The sequence below is a fragment of the Staphylococcus sp. FSL K6-0223 genome, from assembly GCF_038008285.1.
In genome coordinates, this window is the sequence record NZ_JBBOYX010000001.1 from 688456 (window position 1) to 708432 (window position 19977).

The window sequence follows — 19977 nt, forward strand, 5'->3', positions numbered from 1 at the left end:
TAAGGAGGTGCCTAAATAATGAAATTACATGAGTTAAAATCAGCTGAAGGTTCACGTCGTGTACGTAATCGTGTAGGTCGTGGTGCTGGTACAGGTAATGGTAAAACTAGTGGTCGCGGTCAAAAAGGTCAAAAAGCACGTTCAGGTGGTAGCGTAAGACCAGGATTTGAAGGTGGACAATTACCTTTATTCCGTCGTTTACCAAAACGAGGTTTCACTAACATTAATCGTAAAGAATATGCTATTGTTAACTTAGACCAACTTAATCAATTTGAAGATGGTACTGAAGTAACTCCAGCTTTATTAGTTGAAACTGGTGTGGTTAAGAATGAAAAATCTGGTATTAAAGTACTAGGTAATGGTTCACTTGATAAAAAATTGACAGTGAAAGCTCACAAATTCTCAGCTTCAGCGGTTGAAGCTATCGATGCTAAAGGTGGAGCACACGAGGTGATCTAATGTTTCAAACGTTTATGAGCTTCTTTAAAACTAAAGAAGTTCGAAACAAGATTTTCTTCACATTAGCAATGTTAGTAATATTCAAAATAGGAACTTATATTCCGGCTCCTGGAGTTAATCCTGAGCCTTTTGAACAGCAAGGTTCTGATCAAGGTGTCGCTGCTCTTCTTAATACGTTTGGTGGCGGAGCCTTAAAGAACTTTTCTATCTTTGCTATGGGTATAATGCCGTACATCACTGCTTCTATCGTAATGCAATTATTACAAATGGACATTGTCCCTAAATTTACTGAATGGGCTAAACAAGGTGAAGTAGGTAAAAGAAAGCTTAGCAATGTAACACGTTATTTCGCTATCATATTGGCATTTATACAGTCAATTGGTATGGCATTTCAATTTAATAACTATTTAGGCGGTAAATTGATTATTCATCAATCTGTCATGAGTTATTTATTGATTGCTGTAGTTTTAACAACTGGAACTGCATTTTTAATTTGGCTTGGTGATCAAATTACACAGTTTGGTGTAGGTAATGGTATTTCAATCATTATCTTTGCAGGTATTTTATCAACGTTGCCATCATCAATTATCCAATTTGTGCAACAAGCATTTGTTGGTAATGACGATACAACGTTAGCATGGTTAAAAGTCATCGGTTTAATTGTTGGATTAATTTTATTAACAATTGGAGCGATTTATGTATTGGAAGCGAAACGTAAAATTCCAATTCAGTATGCTAAAAAACAATCTGCACAACGTTTAGGATCACAAGCAACATATCTACCTTTAAAAGTAAACTCTGCAGGGGTTATTCCAGTCATCTTTGCGATGGCATTCTTCTTATTGCCAAGAACATTAACATTGTTCTTCCCTAAAGCTGATTGGGCGCAAAATATTGCAGAATATGCTAACCCTTCAAACACTTATGGTATGATTGTTTATGTTATATTAATTATTGCATTTGCATATTTCTATGCCTTTGTTCAAGTTAATCCTGAAAAAATGGCTGACAACTTGAAAAAACAAGGTAGTTATGTACCAGGAATTAGACCTGGGGAACAAACAAAAAAATATATTACTAAAGTACTTTATCGCTTAACTTTTGTAGGCTCTATTTTCTTAGCAGTTATTGCTATTCTTCCAATTATAGCGACAAAATTTATGAATTTACCTCAATCAATTCAAATTGGTGGTACAAGTTTATTAATCGTTATTGGTGTAGCAATTGAAACTATGAAATCACTTGAAGCACAAGTGAGTCAAAAAGAATATAAAGGCTTTGGTGGTAGATAATTTGTAGGAGGGCAATTTATGAATATCATTTTAATGGGTTTACCTGGAGCTGGTAAAGGTACTCAAGCGAGTGAAATTGTTAAGAAATTCCCAATACCACATATATCTACTGGTGACATGTTCAGAAAAGCGATTAAAGATGAAACTGATTTAGGAAAAGAAGCTAAATCATACATGGATCGTGGAGAATTAGTCCCTGATGAAGTTACTGTAGGTATCGTTAAAGAAAGAATTTCTGAAGACGATGCAAAAAAAGGTTTCTTATTAGATGGATTCCCTAGAACAATTGAGCAAGCTGAGGCATTAAACAACATTATGTCTGAGCTTGACAGAAATATTGATGCTGTTATCAATATTGAAGTTCCTGAGGAAGAGCTAATGAATCGTCTTACAGGTCGTCGTATCTGTGAGAAATGTGGTACAACTTATCATCTTGTATTTAATCCTCCAAAGGTTGATGGTGTTTGTGATATCGATGGTGGAAAACTTTATCAACGTAAAGATGATAATCCAGAAACAGTATCTAATCGTTTAAGCGTTAATGTTAAACAATCTAAGCCAATTTTAGAGTATTACGATGAAAAAGGCGTATTGAAAAACATTGATGGTGCGAAAGATATTGACGAAGTAACCAAAGATGTCATTGATATCTTAGATCAATTAAAATAGGTCAACTAATGTGCGATCTAGATTTATGTGAACTTTGATTAGGTTTCTCTGGCAAGAATTTATTTTTTGAGTGTCGTATGACGATCATAATTCCCGCATTTTGTTAAACTTATAATAACTATTCACTATATTAGATTCGTATCGTTGAAGTTGTCTATTGACGATTACCTTACTATTGTAAAAAGGGGGAAGTTAATCAATGGCGAAACAAGATGTAATAGAATTAGAAGGTACAGTACTTGATACTTTACCAAATGCTATGTTTAAAGTAGAATTAGAAAATGGTCATGAAATTTTAGCACATGTAAGTGGTAAAATTAGAATGAATTATATTCGTATTCTACCTGGCGACAAAGTAACAGTAGAAATGTCTCCGTATGATTTATCACGCGGTAGAATTACGTATCGTTATAAATAATCGTCACTCCATAATATAGGGAGGTATAAAAATGAAAGTAAGACCATCAGTAAAACCTATTTGCGAAAAATGTAAAGTCATTAAACGTAAAGGTAAAGTTATGGTAATTTGTGACAATCCTAAGCACAAACAAAGACAAGGTTAATAAAAGAGAGGTGTAAAAATATATGGCACGTATTGCAGGAGTAGATATTCCACGTGAAAAACGCGTAGTTATTTCATTAACTTACGTATATGGTATCGGTACTTCAACAGCTAAAAAAATTGTTGAAGAAGCTAACGTATCAGCTGATACACGTGTAAAAGATTTAACAGATGACGAATTAGGTCGTATCCGTGAAGTAGTTGACGGTTATAAAGTAGAAGGTGACTTACGCCGTGAACAAAACTTAAACATTAAACGTTTAATGGAAATTTCATCATACCGTGGTATTCGCCACCGTCGTGGTTTACCAGTTCGTGGTCAAAAAACTAAAAACAATGCTCGTACTCGTAAAGGCCCAGTTAAAACTGTAGCTAATAAGAAAAAATAATAGGTAAAGGAGGCAAAATATAAATGGCACGTAAACAAGTATCTCGTAAACGTAGAGTTAAAAAGAATATTGAAAATGGTGTAGCACACATCCGTTCAACATTCAACAATACAATCGTAACTATCACTGATGAATTTGGTAATGCTTTATCTTGGTCATCAGCTGGTGCATTAGGTTTCAAAGGATCAAAAAAATCAACACCATTCGCTGCTCAAATGGCATCTGAAACTGCTTCAAAATCAGCAATGGAACATGGTTTGAAAACTGTTGAAGTAACAGTAAAAGGACCTGGACCAGGTCGTGAATCAGCTATTCGTGCATTACAATCAGCTGGTTTAGAAGTAACAGCAATCAGAGACGTTACTCCAGTACCTCACAACGGTTGTCGTCCACCAAAACGTCGTCGCGTATAATTTTTATTGATTGTTATTGTTACAAATCACTGAGCGAAACAATTTTAAAATTAATTCGACGTTATTAAGGAGGATTTTGTAAATGATAGAAATTGAAAAACCTAGAATTGAGACAATTGAAATTAGTGAAGATGCTAAATTCGGTAAGTTCGTTGTTGAACCACTTGAACGTGGCTACGGTACTACACTAGGAAACTCCTTACGTCGTATCCTACTATCTTCATTACCAGGTGCAGCCGTTAAGTACATCGAAATTGAAGGTGTTTTACACGAATTTTCAGCTATAGACAATGTTGTTGAAGATGTTTCTACAATTATTATGAACATCAAAAAATTAGCATTAAAAATCTATTCTGAAGAAGATAAAACATTAGAAATTGATGTGAGAGATGAAGGCGAAGTAACAGCAAGTGATATTACTCACGATAGTGATGTTGAAGTTCTAAACCCAGAACTTAAAATTGCAACAGTGTCTAAAGGTGGACATTTAAAAATTCGTCTTGTTGCTAATAAGGGTAGAGGTTACGCATTAGCAGAACAAAATAATACTAGTGATTTACCAATTGGTGTAATTCCTGTAGATTCACTATATTCACCTGTTGAACGTGTAAACTATACAGTTGAAAATACACGTGTAGGTCAAAGTAGTGATTTTGATAAATTAACTTTAGATGTTTGGACTAATGGTTCAATTACTCCACAAGAGTCTGTTTCATTAGCTGCTAAAATTATGACTGAACATTTAAATATTTTCGTTGGTCTTACAGATGAAGCGCAAAATGCTGAAATCATGATTGAAAAAGAAGAAGATCAAAAAGAAAAAGTACTTGAAATGTCTATCGAAGAATTAGACTTATCAGTACGTTCATACAACTGTTTAAAACGTGCAGGCATCAATTCTGTTCAAGAATTAGCGGACAAGTCTGAAGCTGATATGATGAAAGTGCGTAATTTAGGTCGTAAATCTCTTGAAGAAGTTAAATATAAATTAGAAGATTTAGGATTAGGTTTAAGAAAAGAAGATTAATAAGTTAAAGGAGGTTAACTCATGGGTTACAGAAAATTAGGTCGTACTTCTGATCAACGTAAAGCTATGTTACGTGACTTAGCTACATCACTTATCGTAAGTGAGCGTATTGAAACTACAGAAGCTCGTGCAAAAGAAGTTCGTAGTGTTGTTGAGAAATTAATCACTTTAGGTAAAAAAGGTGACTTAGCATCTCGTCGTAATGCTGCTAAAACATTACGTAATGTTGAAATCTTAAATGAAGATGAAACTACACAAACTGCACTTCAAAAATTATTTGGTGAAATTGCTGAACGTTATGCAGAACGTCAAGGTGGATACACTCGTATTCTTAAAGTAGGTCCTCGTCGTGGTGACGGTGCTGAATCAGTTATCATCGAATTAGTAGATTAATTTTATATATAAATACACTAACTACTTGTATTTAAAGCAAATGAGTGCAACGATAATGTTTGCCACATACAAATATTGTCTAGCTCAGAGTACCCCATCAACTAAATACTAATATAAAGCGTGAACTCAACTAAAATGTGATGGGGTGCGCGCTTTTTTAATTTTAATGAATCTATAATGATTAAAAAGAGTCGTGCTTTTGAGGCATGACTCTTTTTATATATAAAAGACGTTTACTCATGTACATCTAGTTTTTATTCATGTAAACTAATGTAGTAACTATTAATAAAGGAGGAAGGCTGTGAAAACTGATAATAACAATATCATCGAACTTAAACATGTACATTTTCAATATCAAAAAGATGCGGCCTTCACTTTAGAAGATGTGTCATTTAATATACCAAAACATCAATGGACATCCATTGTAGGACATAATGGTTCGGGGAAATCTACAATTGCAAAACTTATAGTTGGAATAGAACAAGCAACTGAAGGAGAAATTTTTTATAACAATCATTTAGTTACGCCTGATTATTTAAGAGAGGTTAGACGCCATATTGGTATTGTCTTTCAAAATCCAGAAAATCAATTTGTAGGTTCAATTGTGGAATATGATGTAGCTTTTGGACTCGAGAATCACGCAGTATCTCATGACAAAATGAAAGCAATCGTCATTCAATCTTTAGATAATGTAGATATGAAAGAATATATGGAATATGAACCACATTCTTTATCGGGAGGCCAAAAGCAACGCGTGGCTATTGCAGGAGTCTTAGCACTAAGTCCAGATGTCATCATTCTTGATGAAGCAACCTCTATGTTAGATCCCCAAGGTAAACAGTCTTTACTTTCATTAATTAAACAAGTTAAACAAGAGAAAAATTTAACGATTATTTCTATTACTCATGATTTAAGTGAAGCGTTAGAAAGTGATCATGTCGTCATTATGAATAAAGGCAAAGTTTACAAAGAAGGCAAGCCAAATTTTATTTTTTTAAATACACAGTATTTAGTAGAGATTGGTTTAGATTTACCATTTGCAATGAAAATGAATCAAAAGCTAGGCTTTAAAGATGAATTCACTACATATGAAGGGCTGGTTGATAAATTATGACCATTCAATTTAATCATGTTTCATATATTTATCAAAAAGGCACTCCTTATGAATATCAAGCCTTAAATGATATCAATCTCAAAATTGAGCAAGGTAAATACTATGCGATTGTTGGTCAAACAGGAAGTGGTAAATCCACACTCATTCAACATTTTAATGGGCTATTAAAACCAACAAAAGGTAGTATTACTTTTGATAATAAGGAGATTACTCATAAAACAAAAGACAAGCATCTACGAGAATTAAGACAACAAGTAGGTTTGGTTTTTCAATTTCCTGAATCACAATTGTTTGAAGATAGTGTGGAAAGAGAAGTGGCATTTGGTCCTAAAAATTTTAAGATGAATGTGGAACAAGTTAAGTCATATGCGTATCAGTTACTCTTAGATTTAGGTTTTGATCATCATATTATGGAACAATCGCCATTTGAAATGTCAGGTGGTCAGATGCGTAAAATTGCATTAGTTTCTATCCTTGCAATGAAACCGAATATAATTATTCTTGATGAGCCTACTGCTGGACTTGACCCAAAAAGTCGTCAACAAGTGATGGAATTAATAAAATCAATTCAGGTCAATCATCATAAAACTGTCATATTAGTGTCACACGATATGAATGATGTGGCGCGATATGCAGAGGAAATCATTGTAATGAGGCAAGGGAAAGTAATAGAACAGTGCTCTCCTAAATCATTATTCAGACAACACGAAAAACTGAAAGATTGGCATATTGCATTGCCTGATGTAGTACAACTGCAATATGATTTTGAAGATAAATATCAAACCATGTTTAATGATATTGCCTTAAATGAAGATGAGTTTGTAACATTGTATCAGGAGTGGCAAGAACATGAAAAATAAACTTATTATAGGACGTTATTTACCTAATAACTCTGTGATACATCGTCTTGATCCTAGAGCAAAGTTGATTTTTGTATTTGTATTTATTATTTTTATCTTTTTTGCTCATTCTTTTGCTACATTCGCTTGGGTAATATTATTAATTCTATGTTTTATGAAAATGGCTAAAATTCAATTTTGGTTTTTAATTAAAGGATTAACACCGATATTTTTCTTCTTAATCTTTACGTTTTTAATGCACATTTTCTTTACTCACGGCGGGACTACGCTATTAGAAATAGGTTTTATTAAAATTGATAGTACAGGGGTATTAGAAGGTATTTTTATTTCTTTAAGATTAATAACGATTGTTATGGTTGCAACAATTATGACATTATCAACAAGTCCAATTGACTTGACTGATGCTTTTGAAAAGTTAATGGCCCCATTGAAACTATTTAAAATTCCTGTGCATCAATTAAGTATGATTATGTCAATTGCTTTAAGGTTTATTCCAACATTGATGGATGAATTAGATAAAATTATTCTTGCTCAAAAATCAAGAGGTTCTGAAATCAGTTCGGGGAGTTTAATGACAAGAATTAAAGCTTTCATCCCATTAATGATACCGCTATTTATTTCTGCCTTTCAAAGAGCTGATGAATTAGCCATTGCAATGGAAGTTAGAGGATATGATGCTAATGTACAACGTACAAGTTATCGTAAGTTGTCATGGCATAAGAGAGATACTTTGAGTCTATTCAGTCTGATACCTATTGGAATGATATTATTTATATTAAAATATATGGGAGTGTAAGACATTGCGCATACTAGTAAATATTGCGTATCAAGGACATGGATTTCTTGGTTTTCAAATTCAACAACAAGGTAGAACTGTTCAACAACAATTTGAAAAAATTTTAAAACGTATGCATCGCCGACATGTGCGTATACATCCATCAAGTCGCACAGATCGTGGTGTGCATGCTTATGAACAGTATTTTCATTTTGACACAGAATTGAATATTGAGCCTAAACAATGGAAATATGCGATGAATAGTGCGTTACCTGAGGATATTTACGTGAATAGTGTAAAACAAGTAGATGACACGTTTCATTGTCGTTATGATTGTGTAGGTAAGAGATATCGCTATAAAGTGTATCAAGCGGAACATCGCAATCCATTTGAAAGTGGTCTTAAGACATTTATAAAAGATGACTTAGATTTAGATAAGATGAATGAAGCGGCTAAACACTTTATTGGAACTCATGATTTTACTGGATTTTGTTCACAAAAGACTGAAGTTGAAAGTAAAGAACGTACACTATACCAAAGTGAAGTTGTAAAAACGGACGAAGGTTTTGACTATATCGTCACAGGTTCTGGTTTCTTATATAATATGGTGCGTGTTCTTGTAGCTTTTTTAATAGAAGTAGGTAAAGGGAAGCGACAACCTAACGAAGTTCCTGAACTGCTTAAAGCTAAAAATAGAGATAATGTGCCTTTTACAGCACCCGCTGAAGGATTATATCTTGAAAAGATATATTTAGATCCAGAAGCACTTAAAAATGACTTTGGTGAGGATGTAAAAATACATTACAAAAAATCATTACAAAATGACTAATATGCATTGACAAATGGGCTTATAAAATATAAGATAGTTAACGGTATTGTTTTATATCATCCCACGATAAGCCCCGGAAACTTATTGTGTTACAAGATATATAAGCAGATTAGACAGGAATAAAATAAATGAACATTACGCTTTGAAATCGTAACAGAATGACCTAGATTGCAGGCCTCGTTCGTAGGTTCGACTGCGATGAGTACCTGTAATCTAAGACGAAGCATTTATTTTTAGGAGGATAATTATTATGCGTCAAACATTTATGGCAAATGAATCAAACATTGAGCGCAAATGGTATGTTATCGATGCTGAAGGCCAAACATTAGGTCGTTTATCATCAGAAGTAGCATCTATCTTACGCGGTAAAAATAAAGTAACTTATACACCACACGTTGATACTGGTGACTATGTAATCATCATCAACGCTGAAAAAATCGAATTAACTGGTAAAAAAGAACAAGATAAAGTTTACTACCGTCACTCAAATCACCCAGGTGGTATTAAATCAGTGACTGCTGGTGAATTAAAACGTAACAACCCTGCTCGTTTACTTGAAACTTCTATCAAAGGAATGTTACCAAGTTCACGTTTAGGTGAAAAACAAGGTAAAAAATTATTTGTATACAGTGGCGCTGAACACCCACACGCTGCACAACAACCAGAAAACTACGAATTACGTGGTTAATTAGAAGGAGGAAATTACATTGGCACAAGTTGAATATAGAGGCACAGGCCGTCGTAAAAACTCAGTAGCACGTGTACGTTTAGTACCAGGTGAAGGTAATATCACTGTTAACGATCGTGACGTACGCGAATACTTACCATTCGAATCATTAATCTTAGACTTAAACCAACCATTCGATGTTACAGAAACTAAAGGTAACTATGATGTATTAGTTAACGTATACGGTGGTGGTTTCACTGGACAAGCTCAAGCTATCCGTCATGGTATCGCTCGTGCATTATTAGAAGCTGATCCAGAATACAGAGGTTCTTTAAAACGCGCAGGTTTATTAACTCGTGACCCACGTATGAAAGAACGTAAAAAACCAGGTCTTAAAAAAGCACGTCGTTCTCCACAATTCTCAAAACGTTAATATTGGAATTGTTGCAAACTTGTTTGCTTACAAGTTCAATATGCAAATTGCGTCAGCAATTTGTGTTCAATTAAAATGTTTAAAGCACTTCTCAAAGTTGAGAAGTGCTTTTTTATATAAAAAGGCTAGTAGTTCTAAAAAACACTAGCCACATGTATATCTATTTATTTTTCATAACTTCTTCAACCACTTCTGTCATGTCATTATGAATAACTAAACTTGCTTGTCTATCATACGGTGTAGCGTCTCTATTAATAATTACAAGATTGTCTCCTGTAAAGTTAGAAATAAAGCCAGCAGCAGGTTGTACGACCAAGGATGAACCTAACACAATGACAGTATCTGCTTTTTGGATTTTATCTAATGCTCTAAAGACAGTAGGCTGATCGAGCATTTCACCGTATAATACGATATCAGGACGAATGACATCACCGCAGTTCTCACAATATCTTAATTTGTGTTCCATAACATATGATTTCGTATATTCTTTCCCACAATTGATGCAATAAAAGCGATTCAGTGTACCATGAATTTCATCAATATGTTCACTTCCAGCATCCTCATGTAACCCATCGATATTTTGAGTAATCACACCTAAAGATTTGCCTTCTTTTTCTAACTCTGCAATCCATTCATGGACGATATTAGGTTTTTTATCTGCTACTAGTAGTCGTTTATGATAAAAGTCGATAAAGCTTTCTTTATTATCATTTAAATGATCAATACTTAATAAATATTCAGGTGAATAACCCTCTTTTGAAATTTCATCAAATAATCCACCCATGGAGCGGAAATCAGGTATACCACTTGCAACTGATACACCCGCACCAGTAAAAAATACAATTTTGTTTGATTTATCAACAATTTCTTTTAATTTTTCAATTTTATTACTCAATCTGAGCACCTCGTTTATAATAATGACTAATATAACTTTTTTAAAATGAATTTTATACTATTATTACAACATATTTTTACCTTTATTTTCTAGTTTTAAAACAAGTAATAGTATAGAATGAAATTGCGTTTAAAATCTTTATGAGATATATGTGTTCATTTTATATGGACATGTTTAATAAAATAAGTTGGATGTGAGAATTTGAATGAATAAATACGATCGTTTAGAAGAAATTACTAAACTCGTAAATCAAAAAGGAACGGTTAGGACAAATGAAATCGTTGAGGAACTTAATGTATCTGACATGACAGTGCGTCGTGATTTAGCTGAACTAGAAGAAAAAGGATTACTAACTAAAATACATGGTGGTGCACGTAGTAATTCAACTTTTCAAATTAAAGAAAAGTCTCATCAAGAAAAGCACACAGAGAATATTGAAGAAAAACGTGCTGTCGCAAGGAAAGCTGTTAACTTAATTGAAGAAAATGATACGATTTTTTTAGGACCTGGAACAACAATCGAGTTACTAGCTCAATTAATAGAACGAGAGTCATTAACAGTGATTACGAATTGTTTTCCAGTATTTCAAATATTATTTAAAAAGCGTTCGCTAAATTTTAAAGTTTACTTATTAGGTGGAGAAATGAGAGAACTTACTGAATCATTTGTAGGTGAAATGACAAATACGCTTCTTAAAACAAAACGATTTAGTAAAATGTTTTTTAGTTGTAATGGAATAAAAGATGCAGATGTACTCACTTCTACAATTGACGAAGCGTATACACAACAACTTGCACTTCATCGTTCACTTGAAAAATACTTATTAATTGATACTTCAAAAATTGGAAAAGAAGATTTTACTCAATTATGTCATTTAGAAGATTTAACAGCAGTAGTTGTTGATAAAAATGATGAAGATAATGTACAAAAATTAAAAGCTTACACAGAAGTGATATATTAATTGAATGATACCAAGATTGTTTAAATAAACAATCTTGGTATTTTTTTAGATAATTGAACGCAATTAAACATAAAAACAAAATATTTTGTTTAAAAAAATGAAATTTCAAACAATATTCCAACATTTATTGTTGATTATTTGTTTATTTATGTTTATAATTTAGGTGTAAAGATTTGAAAGCGCTTTTTCAAACACATGTGTTTAATTATCTTATTTTCAAAGGAGAATCATTATGACAATTTTTATTGGTTCAGATGTCGCTGGTCAACGTCTTAAAGATGTTGTAAAAACATTTTTAAAAGAAAATAACCATGATGTAGTAGATGTAACAGAAGGAAAAGAATTAGACTTTGTTGATTCAACATTAGCAGTTGTACACGAAGTACAAAAGAACGATGATAATTTAGGAATTGCAGTGGATGCTTATGGTGCAGGTAGTTTTATTGTTGCTACAAAAGTAAAAGGAATGATTGCTGCTGAAGTATCAGATGAACGTTCAGCATATATGACACGTAGTCACAACAATGCACGCATGATTACAATGGGTGCTGAAATTGTAGGCGATACATTAGCTAAAAATATTGCTAAAGAATTTGTAAATGGACACTATGATGGCGGACGTCACCAAATCCGTGTAGATATGTTAAATAAAATGTGCTAATTGGAGGAATAAATAATGAAAATTGCTATAGGTTGCGATCACATTGTAACTGATACAAAAATGGAAGTTTCACAACACTTAAAAGCTCAAGGACACGAAGTTATTGATGTAGGTACGTATGATTTTACACGTACACATTATCCTATCTTCGGTAAAAAAGTAGGAGAAAAAGTTGCTAGTGGAGAAGCAGATTTAGGCGTATGTATTTGTGGTACTGGCGTTGGTATTAGTAATGCAGCAAACAAAGTCCCAGGTGTAAGAACAGCATTAGTACGTGATATGACATCAGCACTTTATTCAAAAGAAGAATTGAATGCTAATGTTGTTAGTTTCGGCGGTAAAGTAGCAGGTGAATTATTTATTTTCGATATCGTTGATGCATTTATTAAAGCGGAATACAAACCTACTGAAGAAAATAAAAAATTAATTGCTAAAATTAATCATTTAGAAGCACATAACGATAATCAAGCTAATCCTCACTTCTTTGATGAATTCTTAGAAAAATGGGACAAAGGTGAATATCACGATTAAGGAAGATGTGAAATGATTCTAACATTAACTTTAAATCCTTCAGTTGATATCTCTTACCCATTAGAACAGTTTCATCTAGATACTGTGAATAGAGTTAAAAAGACGAGTAAAACTGCTGGAGGAAAAGGATTAAATGTAACACGTGTATTATCAGAATTTGGCGAAAATGTGTTAGCAAGTGGCTTTTTAGGTGGCGCATTAGGTCAATTTATTGAAGAACAATTAATGGATGCTCAAATTGAACAGTCTTTCTTCAAAATAAAAGGAGAAACGCGAAATTGTATCGCTATTCTACATGAAGGACAACAAACTGAAATACTCGAACAAGGACCAACTATTGACAAGAGAGAAGCAGACAGCTATAAAGCACATCTTTTAGAACTATTTAAAAAAGCCAATGTTATAGCGATGTCTGGAAGTTTACCTAAAGGTCTTAATACCAATTACTACGCTGATATTGTGAAATTAGCAAATGAACAAGGGCTACTCACGATTTTAGATAGTTCTGGTCAATCATTAATGGATGTATTGTTGAGCGAAAGTAAGCCTTCAGTGATAAAACCTAATATTGATGAATTATCTCAATTATTACACACTACTGTCACTACAGATATCGATAGTTTAAAAGAAGCGGTTACTCAACCCATCTTCAAAGGTATTGAATGGATTATTGTTTCTTTAGGTGGCGATGGCGCTTTCGCTAAACATCATCAAACATTTTATAAAGTAAATATCCCAAAAATAGAAGTCGTTAATCCTGTAGGGTCTGGTGATTCTACAGTGGCAGGTATTGCATCAGGTCTTGTTCATCAACAATCCGATGAAGATTTACTGAAAAAAGCGAATGCATTTGGAATGTTAAATGCAATGGAGCATCAAACAGGTCATATCAATGTAGATAAATTTAAAGAACTATTCAAACAAATTGAAGTTATAGAGGTGTAATTCATGACAAAATCACAACAAAAACTAGCATCAATCGAACAATTAAGTAATCAAGATGGGATTATTTCAGCTTTAGCATTTGATCAACGTGGGGCATTAAAAAGAATGATGGCTGAACATCAAACAGAACCTCCTACAGTTGAACAAATCGAACAATTAAAAGTACTTGTATCAGAAGAGTTAACACAATATGCATCTTCTATTCTTTTAGATCCTGAATATGGCTTACCTGCTTCTGATGCACGTAATAAAGAGTGTGGTTTATTACTTGCATATGAAAAAACTGGATATGACGTGAATGCAAAAGGTCGTTTACCAGATTGCTTAGTAGAATGGTCTGCTAAACGTTTAAAAGAACAGGGTGCCAATGCAGTTAAATTCTTACTTTATTATGATGTAGATGATTCAGAAGAGATTAACATTCAAAAGAAAGCTTATATTGAACGAATTGGTTCAGAATGTGTTGCTGAAGACATTCCATTTTTCTTAGAAGTGTTAACTTATGATGATAATATTCCAGATAATAAAAGTGCTGAATTTGCAAAAGTAAAACCTCGTAAAGTAAATGAAGCAATGAAGTTATTCTCAGAAGAGCGATTCAATGTTGATGTGCTTAAAGTTGAAGTACCCGTAAATATGAATTTTGTCGAAGGATTTACAGAGGGTGAAGTTGTATACACAAAAGAAGAAGCAGCACAACATTTCCGTGATCAAGAAGCAGCGACACATTTACCTTATATTTATTTAAGTGCTGGTGTATCAGCTAAATTATTCCAAGACACATTAACATTTGCACATGATGCAGGTGCACATTTCAATGGTGTGTTATGTGGACGTGCGACATGGTCTGGTGCAGTTAAAGTTTATATTGAACAAGGAGAACAAGCTGCAAGAGAATGGTTACGTACAACTGGTTATAAAAACATTGATGATTTAAATAAAGTACTAAAAACAACTGCAACATCTTGGAAAGCAAAATAACTTAGGGGAGGTTATTCATATGAACAGAGAAGAAGTACAATTACTTGGTTTTGAAATTGTCGCATATGCTGGAGATGCACGTTCAAAATTATTAGAGGCATTAAACGCTGCTAATGAAGGTGATTTTGATAAAGCTGAACAACTTACGGAGGAAGCAAATGAATGTATTGCAAATGCACATAAAGCTCAAACAAACTTATTAGCTCAAGAAGCGCAAGGTGATGACATTGCATTTAGTATTACAATGATTCATGGTCAAGACCATTTAATGACAACGTTATTATTAAAAGATTTAATGAAGCATTTAATTGAATTATACAAAAAAGGGAGCTGACCCCTATGAATAAGTTAATAGCATGGATAGAAAAAGGAAAGCCGTTCTTTGAAAAAATATCTCGTAATATTTATTTAAGAGCGATTCGTGATGGATTTATTGCAGCAATTCCAATTATCTTGTTCTCAAGTATATTTATTTTAATCACATATGTACCTAACGTGTTTGGCTTTACTTGGAGTAAAACGATGGAAGGTATATTGATGAAACCATATAACTATACCATGGGAATAGTTGGTTTGATTGTAGCTGGAACAACAGCGAAGTCTTTAACCGATTCCTACAACAGGAAATTAGATAAAACCAATCAAATTAACTTTATTTCTACAATGATGGCTGCGATGAGTGGATTTTTATTCTTAGCAGCAGATCCTATTAAAGAGGGTGGATTTTTAAGTGCATTTATGGGCACAAAAGGATTATTAACAGCCTTTATTTCAGCCTTTATTACCGTAATTGTTTATAATTTCTTTATTAAAAGAAATATTACAATAAAAATGCCTAAAGAAGTACCACCAAATATTTCTCAGGTATTTAAAGATATCTTCCCGTTGTCAGCGGTTATTATCATTATTTATGCATTAGATTTATTATCAAGAACATTTATTCATACAAATGTAGCGAACGCCGTATTAAAAATCTTTGAACCATTATTTACTGCGGCAGATGGCTGGATTGGTGTCACACTTATCTTCGGTGCTTTCGCATTCTTCTGGTTTGTAGGTATACATGGTCCATCTATTGTTGAACCAGCAATCGCTGCAATTACTTATGCAAATCTTGAAACAAACTTAAATTTGATTCAAGCAGGAGAACATGCAGATAAAATTATTACACCTGGTACACAAATGTTCGTTGCAACTATGGGGGGTACCGGTGCTACATTAGTCGTACCATTTATGTTTATGTGGTTAACTAAATCAAAAAGAAATAAAGCCATTGGTAGAGCATCGGTTGTACCAACATTCTTTGGAGTAAATGAACCAATTTTATTTGGTGCACCACTCGTATTAAATCCAGTATTTTTCATACCATTTATTTTTGCACCAATAGTAAACGTATGGATCTTTAAATTCTTTGTTGATGTACTTAAAATGAATAGTTTTAGCATCTTCTTACCATGGACGACACCAGGGCCTCTTGGTATTGTGATGGGTACAGGCTTTGCTTTTTGGTCATTTGTGTTAGCGATTGTATTAATCGTAGTTGACGTTATGATTTATTATCCATTTTTAAAAGTATATGATGAACAAATTCTTGAAGAAGAACGAGGCAATAAAGAAGTAAATAATGAATTAAAAGAAAAAGTATCAGCAAACTTTGATACGAAAAAAGCAGATGCAATTTTAGCAACTGCTGGTGCAAATGAAGCGACAACAACTGAACCAGCACCTTCCGATGAGGAAGTATCGGCTAAAGAGTCATCAAATTCAATTAACGAACAAACTAACGTTTTAGTCTTATGTGCCGGTGGCGGTACAAGTGGATTACTTGCAAATGCGTTAAACAAGGCTGCTGAAGAATATCAGGTACCTGTAAAAGCGGCAGCTGGTGGTTATGGTGCACATATGGATATTATGAAAGACTATCAATTAATTATTTTAGCGCCTCAAGTTGCTTCTAACTATGAAGATATAAAACAAGATACAGATCGATTAGGTATTAAATTAGCAAAAACTCAAGGTGTTGAATACATTAACTTAACTCGTGATGGCAAAGCAGCATTAGACTTCGTTCAACAACAATTTGAAAAATAATTAGGAGATGAAAGTATAATGAAAAAATTACCAGAAGATTTTATTTTCGGTGGTGCAACAGCAGCTTATCAAGCAGAAGGTGCGACTCAAACAGACGGAAAAGGTCGTGTAGCCTGGGACACTTATCTAGAAGAAAACTATTGGTATACAGCTGAACCTGCAAGTGACTTTTATCATAAATATCCAGTTGATTTAGAATTAAGTGAAAAATTTGGTGTTAATGGTATCCGTATATCTATCGCGTGGTCAAGAATTTTTCCAACAGGTTATGGAGAAGTTAATCAAAAAGGTGTAGAATTCTATCACAATTTATTTAAAGAGTGTCATAAACGACACGTTGAACCGTTTGTTACATTACATCATTTTGATACTCCAGAAACACTTCACAGTGATGGAGATTTCTTAAACCGTAAAACGATTGATTATTTTGTAGACTATGCAAAATTCTGCTTTGAAGAATTTACTGAAGTCAACTATTGGACTACTTTTAATGAAATTGGTCCTATTGGTGATGGCCAGTATTTAGTCGGTAAATTCCCACCAGGAATTAAATATGATTTTGCAAAAGTATTCCAATCTCATCATAATATGATGGTCGCACATGCAAAAGCAGTTAAATTATTTAAAGATAATGGATATAATGGGGAAATTGGAGTAGTTCATGCATTACCAACTAAGTATCCATATGATCCTTCAAATCCGAAAGATGTAAGAGCAGCAGAACTTGAAGATATTATTCATAATAAATTTATCTTAGATGCAACATATTTGGGAAAATATTCTCGTGAAACTATGGAAGGTGTACAACATATTCTTTCTGTCAATGGCGGTAAATTAGATATTACCGATGAAGATTATGCTACATTAGATGCTGCAAAAGATTTAAATGACTTCTTAGGTATCAATTACTATATGAGTGATTGGATGAGAGGATATGAAGGAGAATCAGAAATTACACACAATGCTACTGGAGATAAAGGTGGCTCTAAGTATCAACTTAAAGGTGTAGGACAACGTGAATTTGACATAGATGTTCCTCGTACTGATTGGGATTGGATGATTTATCCACAAGGTCTTTATGATCAAATTATGCGTGTTATAAAAGATTATCCTAACTATCACAAAATTTATGTTACTGAAAACGGACTTGGTTATAAAGATGAATTCGACGAAGAACGTAAGACAGTTGATGATGATGCACGTATCGACTATGTTAAAAAACATCTTGAAGTCATTGCTGATGCGATACGTGATGGTGCCAATGTAAAAGGTTATTTCTTATGGTCACTTATGGATGTGTTCTCATGGTCTAATGGTTATGAAAAACGTTATGGTCTATTCTACGTTGATTTTGACACACAAGAACGTTATCCGAAAAAAAGTGCATATTGGTATAAAGCATTAGCTGAATCTAAAGAAATTAAGTAATTTTATAAATTTGACAGGACAGAAATTTTCATTTCTGTCCTGTTTCTTATTTTATTGAGATACTAGTATTAAAAAATAAGGAGTATAATTTTCTCGTATATTCTATGGAGTATTTATCTTTCACGTATTTTAAGAAAAATGATGATAATCATCTGCTATTTCCGACACTAAAAAAGAAGTCAATATTGCTAGAACATATAATGGCATTCTTAATTTAAATGAAAAGGTGAATGAAATTCAAGTTGATCAAAATGGCAAACCAAACAAAATGAGTGAAGATGATAAAAAGTGACTTGGATTAAAAACTATTTATAAAGGTAAACAAATAGAAGATTTAAACATTTATGAAGATAATTAAAATGGTATGCATTTTGACGTTAAAGTATCTAATAGCTCGTCTCGGCCATTAAAATCTTTGTTAGAAGCAAGTCCAAAAACGTATAAAAATTCTTAATATATAGAATCAACGACTCAACATAGCCAACTTCATGAAAATAAAGATGTTGCAAATAAAAACATTAAAGTTTATGAAACAAATAAAAATTAGGAGCGTTCATAATACTGACTCTCCTAATTATCTAGACAAGCATGAGCTATAAGTTCAATTAATTTAGTACGATGAGTATGTCCGTATACATTAGGAAGAATCATGATTTCATCGACTTCTAATTCGTTTTGTAATTGTATTAACTGCTGAGCTACTTCATGTGGTAAGCCACTAATCATTCGACGTTTATTTTTTTCTATTTTTTCTCGATCTCTTTCAGAATAATGACGTTGCTGTGCTGTTTCAATAGAAGGATATACTTTAGGTTGTTTAAGATAATTAATACGTATTAACCACAAATTTAATGTATCTACTAATTGCTTAATCGTTAATTCATTTTCTGCCGTAACGACAAAAGTAGCTAAAATAATATAGGGTGAATGCGAATGACCATGATACTCTGTAAAACGCGATTTATAATGTTGAATGACATGTGTTAAATTTGCGTGCGATTGACCCATATGAGCAATCACAAAAGGTAAGCCTTTTTTTGCGGCAAGCTCAGCACTTTGTTCACTCATTCCTAAAATAAACATCTCAGGTGAATGCTCTGTGTATGGAGTGGCTTCTAAAGTTTTGAAACGATGTGAATGAATAGTGTCATTCGTAAAGTATTTGTTCAAATCATCTATTTGTTGAGATAGTTTGGGTTTTTGAGTTTTAAATTCATTTAGCGCTTCGTTTACATTTTTGAAGCTAGGAGATCGCCCAATTCCCATATCAATTCGGCCAGGATGTTTGACTTCCATAATTTTAAATTGTTCTGCAACTTTGTAAGCACTATAATGGGGGAGCATCACACCGCCACTTCCAATATGAATAGAGTGTGTATGTTCAAGTAACATAGCCATTACGATTTCAGGAGCGCTTGATACAACAGAAGGAACTTGATGATGTTCTGCTACCCAATAACGTGCATAACCAAGTTTCTCTGATAGTTGAGCAAGTTCAATTGAATGATTTAAAGCTTCTTGTGGTGTATCACCTTCAAAGAGTGGTACATAGTCTAAGATACTTAATTTCAAGTTTAAGACCTCACTTTGCTTGGTATAATA

General features: G+C 33.2%; 26 protein-coding genes. 24 read left to right on the plus strand and 2 right to left on the minus strand.

The window, feature by feature from the left end; genetic code table 11:
* Positions 1 to 18 precede the first annotated feature (18 nt).
* The 15 genes from rplO to rpsI all read left to right on the plus strand — a co-directional run bounded on the left by rplO (position 19) and on the right by rpsI (position 9882).
* Positions 19 to 459, plus strand: a complete 441-nt coding sequence (gene rplO / locus MHI13_RS03295) for a 50S ribosomal protein L15 (RefSeq protein WP_017174842.1) — start codon at positions 19 to 21, stop codon at positions 457 to 459.
* Positions 459 to 1751, plus strand: coding sequence for a preprotein translocase subunit SecY (secY, locus tag MHI13_RS03300; protein WP_002448596.1), 1293 nt, complete (start codon positions 459 to 461; stop codon positions 1749 to 1751). Before rplO ends, secY begins: the two co-directional genes overlap by 1 nt.
* Before the next feature lie 18 nt (positions 1752 to 1769).
* The gene (locus tag MHI13_RS03305; RefSeq protein WP_002448556.1) at positions 1770 to 2420 is read left to right on the plus strand and encodes an adenylate kinase; all 651 of its coding nucleotides are present in this window, start codon (positions 1770 to 1772) and stop codon (positions 2418 to 2420) included.
* A 199-nt stretch (positions 2421 to 2619) separates the two neighbouring features.
* Positions 2620 to 2838 (plus strand): translation initiation factor IF-1, encoded by a 219-nt coding sequence (gene infA, locus MHI13_RS03310; protein WP_001829792.1) that lies wholly within the window; start codon positions 2620 to 2622, stop codon positions 2836 to 2838.
* 31 nt (positions 2839 to 2869) lie between these two features.
* On the plus strand, positions 2870 to 2983 hold the full coding sequence (gene rpmJ, locus MHI13_RS03315) for a 50S ribosomal protein L36 (RefSeq protein ID WP_001829709.1): 114 nt from the start codon (positions 2870 to 2872) through the stop codon (positions 2981 to 2983).
* A gap of 22 nt (positions 2984 to 3005) precedes the next feature.
* Positions 3006 to 3371 carry a 30S ribosomal protein S13 gene (gene rpsM / locus MHI13_RS03320; RefSeq protein ID WP_002448629.1) on the plus strand — a complete coding sequence of 122 codons (366 nt, stop codon included), beginning with the start codon at positions 3006 to 3008 and terminating at the stop codon, positions 3369 to 3371.
* A 23-nt stretch (positions 3372 to 3394) separates the two neighbouring features.
* Positions 3395 to 3784, plus strand: a complete 390-nt coding sequence (rpsK, locus tag MHI13_RS03325; RefSeq protein ID WP_000101625.1) for a 30S ribosomal protein S11 — start codon at positions 3395 to 3397, stop codon at positions 3782 to 3784.
* A gap of 82 nt (positions 3785 to 3866) precedes the next feature.
* Positions 3867 to 4811, plus strand: a complete 945-nt coding sequence (locus MHI13_RS03330; RefSeq protein WP_002448356.1) for a DNA-directed RNA polymerase subunit alpha — start codon at positions 3867 to 3869, stop codon at positions 4809 to 4811.
* Positions 4812 to 4832: 21 nt separating this feature from the next.
* On the plus strand, positions 4833 to 5204 hold the full coding sequence (gene rplQ / locus MHI13_RS03335) for a 50S ribosomal protein L17 (protein ID WP_002448491.1): 372 nt from the start codon (positions 4833 to 4835) through the stop codon (positions 5202 to 5204).
* A 301-nt stretch (positions 5205 to 5505) separates the two neighbouring features.
* On the plus strand, positions 5506 to 6318 hold the full coding sequence (locus MHI13_RS03340; protein ID WP_049379213.1) for an energy-coupling factor transporter ATPase: 813 nt from the start codon (positions 5506 to 5508) through the stop codon (positions 6316 to 6318).
* Complete coding sequence (locus MHI13_RS03345) at positions 6315 to 7178, plus strand: energy-coupling factor transporter ATPase (RefSeq protein ID WP_017174838.1); 864 nt, start codon at positions 6315 to 6317, stop codon at positions 7176 to 7178. Before MHI13_RS03340 ends, MHI13_RS03345 begins: the two co-directional genes overlap by 4 nt.
* Positions 7168 to 7974 carry an energy-coupling factor transporter transmembrane component T family protein gene (locus MHI13_RS03350; protein ID WP_070436460.1) on the plus strand — a complete coding sequence of 269 codons (807 nt, stop codon included), beginning with the start codon at positions 7168 to 7170 and terminating at the stop codon, positions 7972 to 7974. The genes MHI13_RS03345 and MHI13_RS03350 overlap by 11 nt, the downstream gene beginning before the upstream one ends.
* A gap of 4 nt (positions 7975 to 7978) precedes the next feature.
* The gene (gene truA, locus MHI13_RS03355; protein ID WP_070508210.1) at positions 7979 to 8782 is read left to right on the plus strand and encodes a tRNA pseudouridine(38-40) synthase TruA; all 804 of its coding nucleotides are present in this window, start codon (positions 7979 to 7981) and stop codon (positions 8780 to 8782) included.
* Positions 8783 to 9032: 250 nt separating this feature from the next.
* Entirely contained in the window at positions 9033 to 9470 is a 438-nt protein-coding gene (gene rplM, locus MHI13_RS03360) for a 50S ribosomal protein L13 (RefSeq protein ID WP_002448612.1), read from the plus strand.
* A gap of 19 nt (positions 9471 to 9489) precedes the next feature.
* Complete coding sequence (rpsI, locus tag MHI13_RS03365) at positions 9490 to 9882, plus strand: 30S ribosomal protein S9 (RefSeq protein WP_002448344.1); 393 nt, start codon at positions 9490 to 9492, stop codon at positions 9880 to 9882.
* Positions 9883 to 10042: 160 nt separating this feature from the next.
* On the opposite strand, the gene MHI13_RS03370 is transcribed toward rpsI, so the two are convergent.
* A complete protein-coding gene (locus tag MHI13_RS03370; protein WP_048762071.1) occupies positions 10043 to 10777 on the minus strand; it encodes an NAD-dependent protein deacylase in 735 nt (244 codons plus the stop codon).
* Positions 10778 to 10982: 205 nt separating this feature from the next.
* Here MHI13_RS03370 and MHI13_RS03375 point away from each other — a divergent pair, with 205 nt between their 5' ends.
* The 9 genes from MHI13_RS03375 to MHI13_RS23445 all read left to right on the plus strand — a co-directional run bounded on the left by MHI13_RS03375 (position 10983) and on the right by MHI13_RS23445 (position 18667).
* Entirely contained in the window at positions 10983 to 11738 is a 756-nt protein-coding gene (locus tag MHI13_RS03375) for a DeoR/GlpR family DNA-binding transcription regulator (protein ID WP_017174829.1), read from the plus strand.
* Between the two features lie 232 nt (positions 11739 to 11970).
* Positions 11971 to 12399, plus strand: coding sequence for a galactose-6-phosphate isomerase subunit LacA (gene lacA, locus MHI13_RS03380; protein ID WP_002448540.1), 429 nt, complete (start codon positions 11971 to 11973; stop codon positions 12397 to 12399).
* A 15-nt stretch (positions 12400 to 12414) separates the two neighbouring features.
* Positions 12415 to 12930, plus strand: coding sequence for a galactose-6-phosphate isomerase subunit LacB (gene lacB, locus MHI13_RS03385; protein WP_002448324.1), 516 nt, complete (start codon positions 12415 to 12417; stop codon positions 12928 to 12930).
* 12 nt (positions 12931 to 12942) lie between these two features.
* Positions 12943 to 13875 carry a tagatose-6-phosphate kinase gene (locus MHI13_RS03390; RefSeq protein ID WP_049420252.1) on the plus strand — a complete coding sequence of 311 codons (933 nt, stop codon included), beginning with the start codon at positions 12943 to 12945 and terminating at the stop codon, positions 13873 to 13875.
* Positions 13876 to 13878: 3 nt separating this feature from the next.
* Positions 13879 to 14856, plus strand: coding sequence for a tagatose-bisphosphate aldolase (gene lacD / locus MHI13_RS03395; protein ID WP_049420254.1), 978 nt, complete (start codon positions 13879 to 13881; stop codon positions 14854 to 14856).
* 19 nt (positions 14857 to 14875) lie between these two features.
* Complete coding sequence (locus MHI13_RS03400; protein ID WP_002448512.1) at positions 14876 to 15190, plus strand: PTS lactose/cellobiose transporter subunit IIA; 315 nt, start codon at positions 14876 to 14878, stop codon at positions 15188 to 15190.
* Positions 15191 to 15195: 5 nt separating this feature from the next.
* A complete protein-coding gene (locus MHI13_RS03405; RefSeq protein WP_049420255.1) occupies positions 15196 to 16947 on the plus strand; it encodes a lactose-specific PTS transporter subunit EIIC in 1752 nt (583 codons plus the stop codon).
* Between the two features lie 15 nt (positions 16948 to 16962).
* Entirely contained in the window at positions 16963 to 18375 is a 1413-nt protein-coding gene (gene lacG / locus MHI13_RS03410) for a 6-phospho-beta-galactosidase (RefSeq protein ID WP_131565995.1), read from the plus strand.
* A 157-nt stretch (positions 18376 to 18532) separates the two neighbouring features.
* Positions 18533 to 18667, plus strand: a complete 135-nt coding sequence (locus MHI13_RS23445) for an alpha/beta hydrolase (RefSeq protein ID WP_171991291.1) — start codon at positions 18533 to 18535, stop codon at positions 18665 to 18667.
* Between the two features lie 278 nt (positions 18668 to 18945).
* On the opposite strand, the gene MHI13_RS03415 is transcribed toward MHI13_RS23445, so the two are convergent.
* Positions 18946 to 19947: an LLM class flavin-dependent oxidoreductase gene (locus MHI13_RS03415; RefSeq protein ID WP_048762040.1), complete on the minus strand. Its 1002-nt coding sequence runs from the start codon at positions 19945 to 19947 to the stop codon at positions 18946 to 18948.
* Positions 19948 to 19977 lie beyond the last annotated feature (30 nt).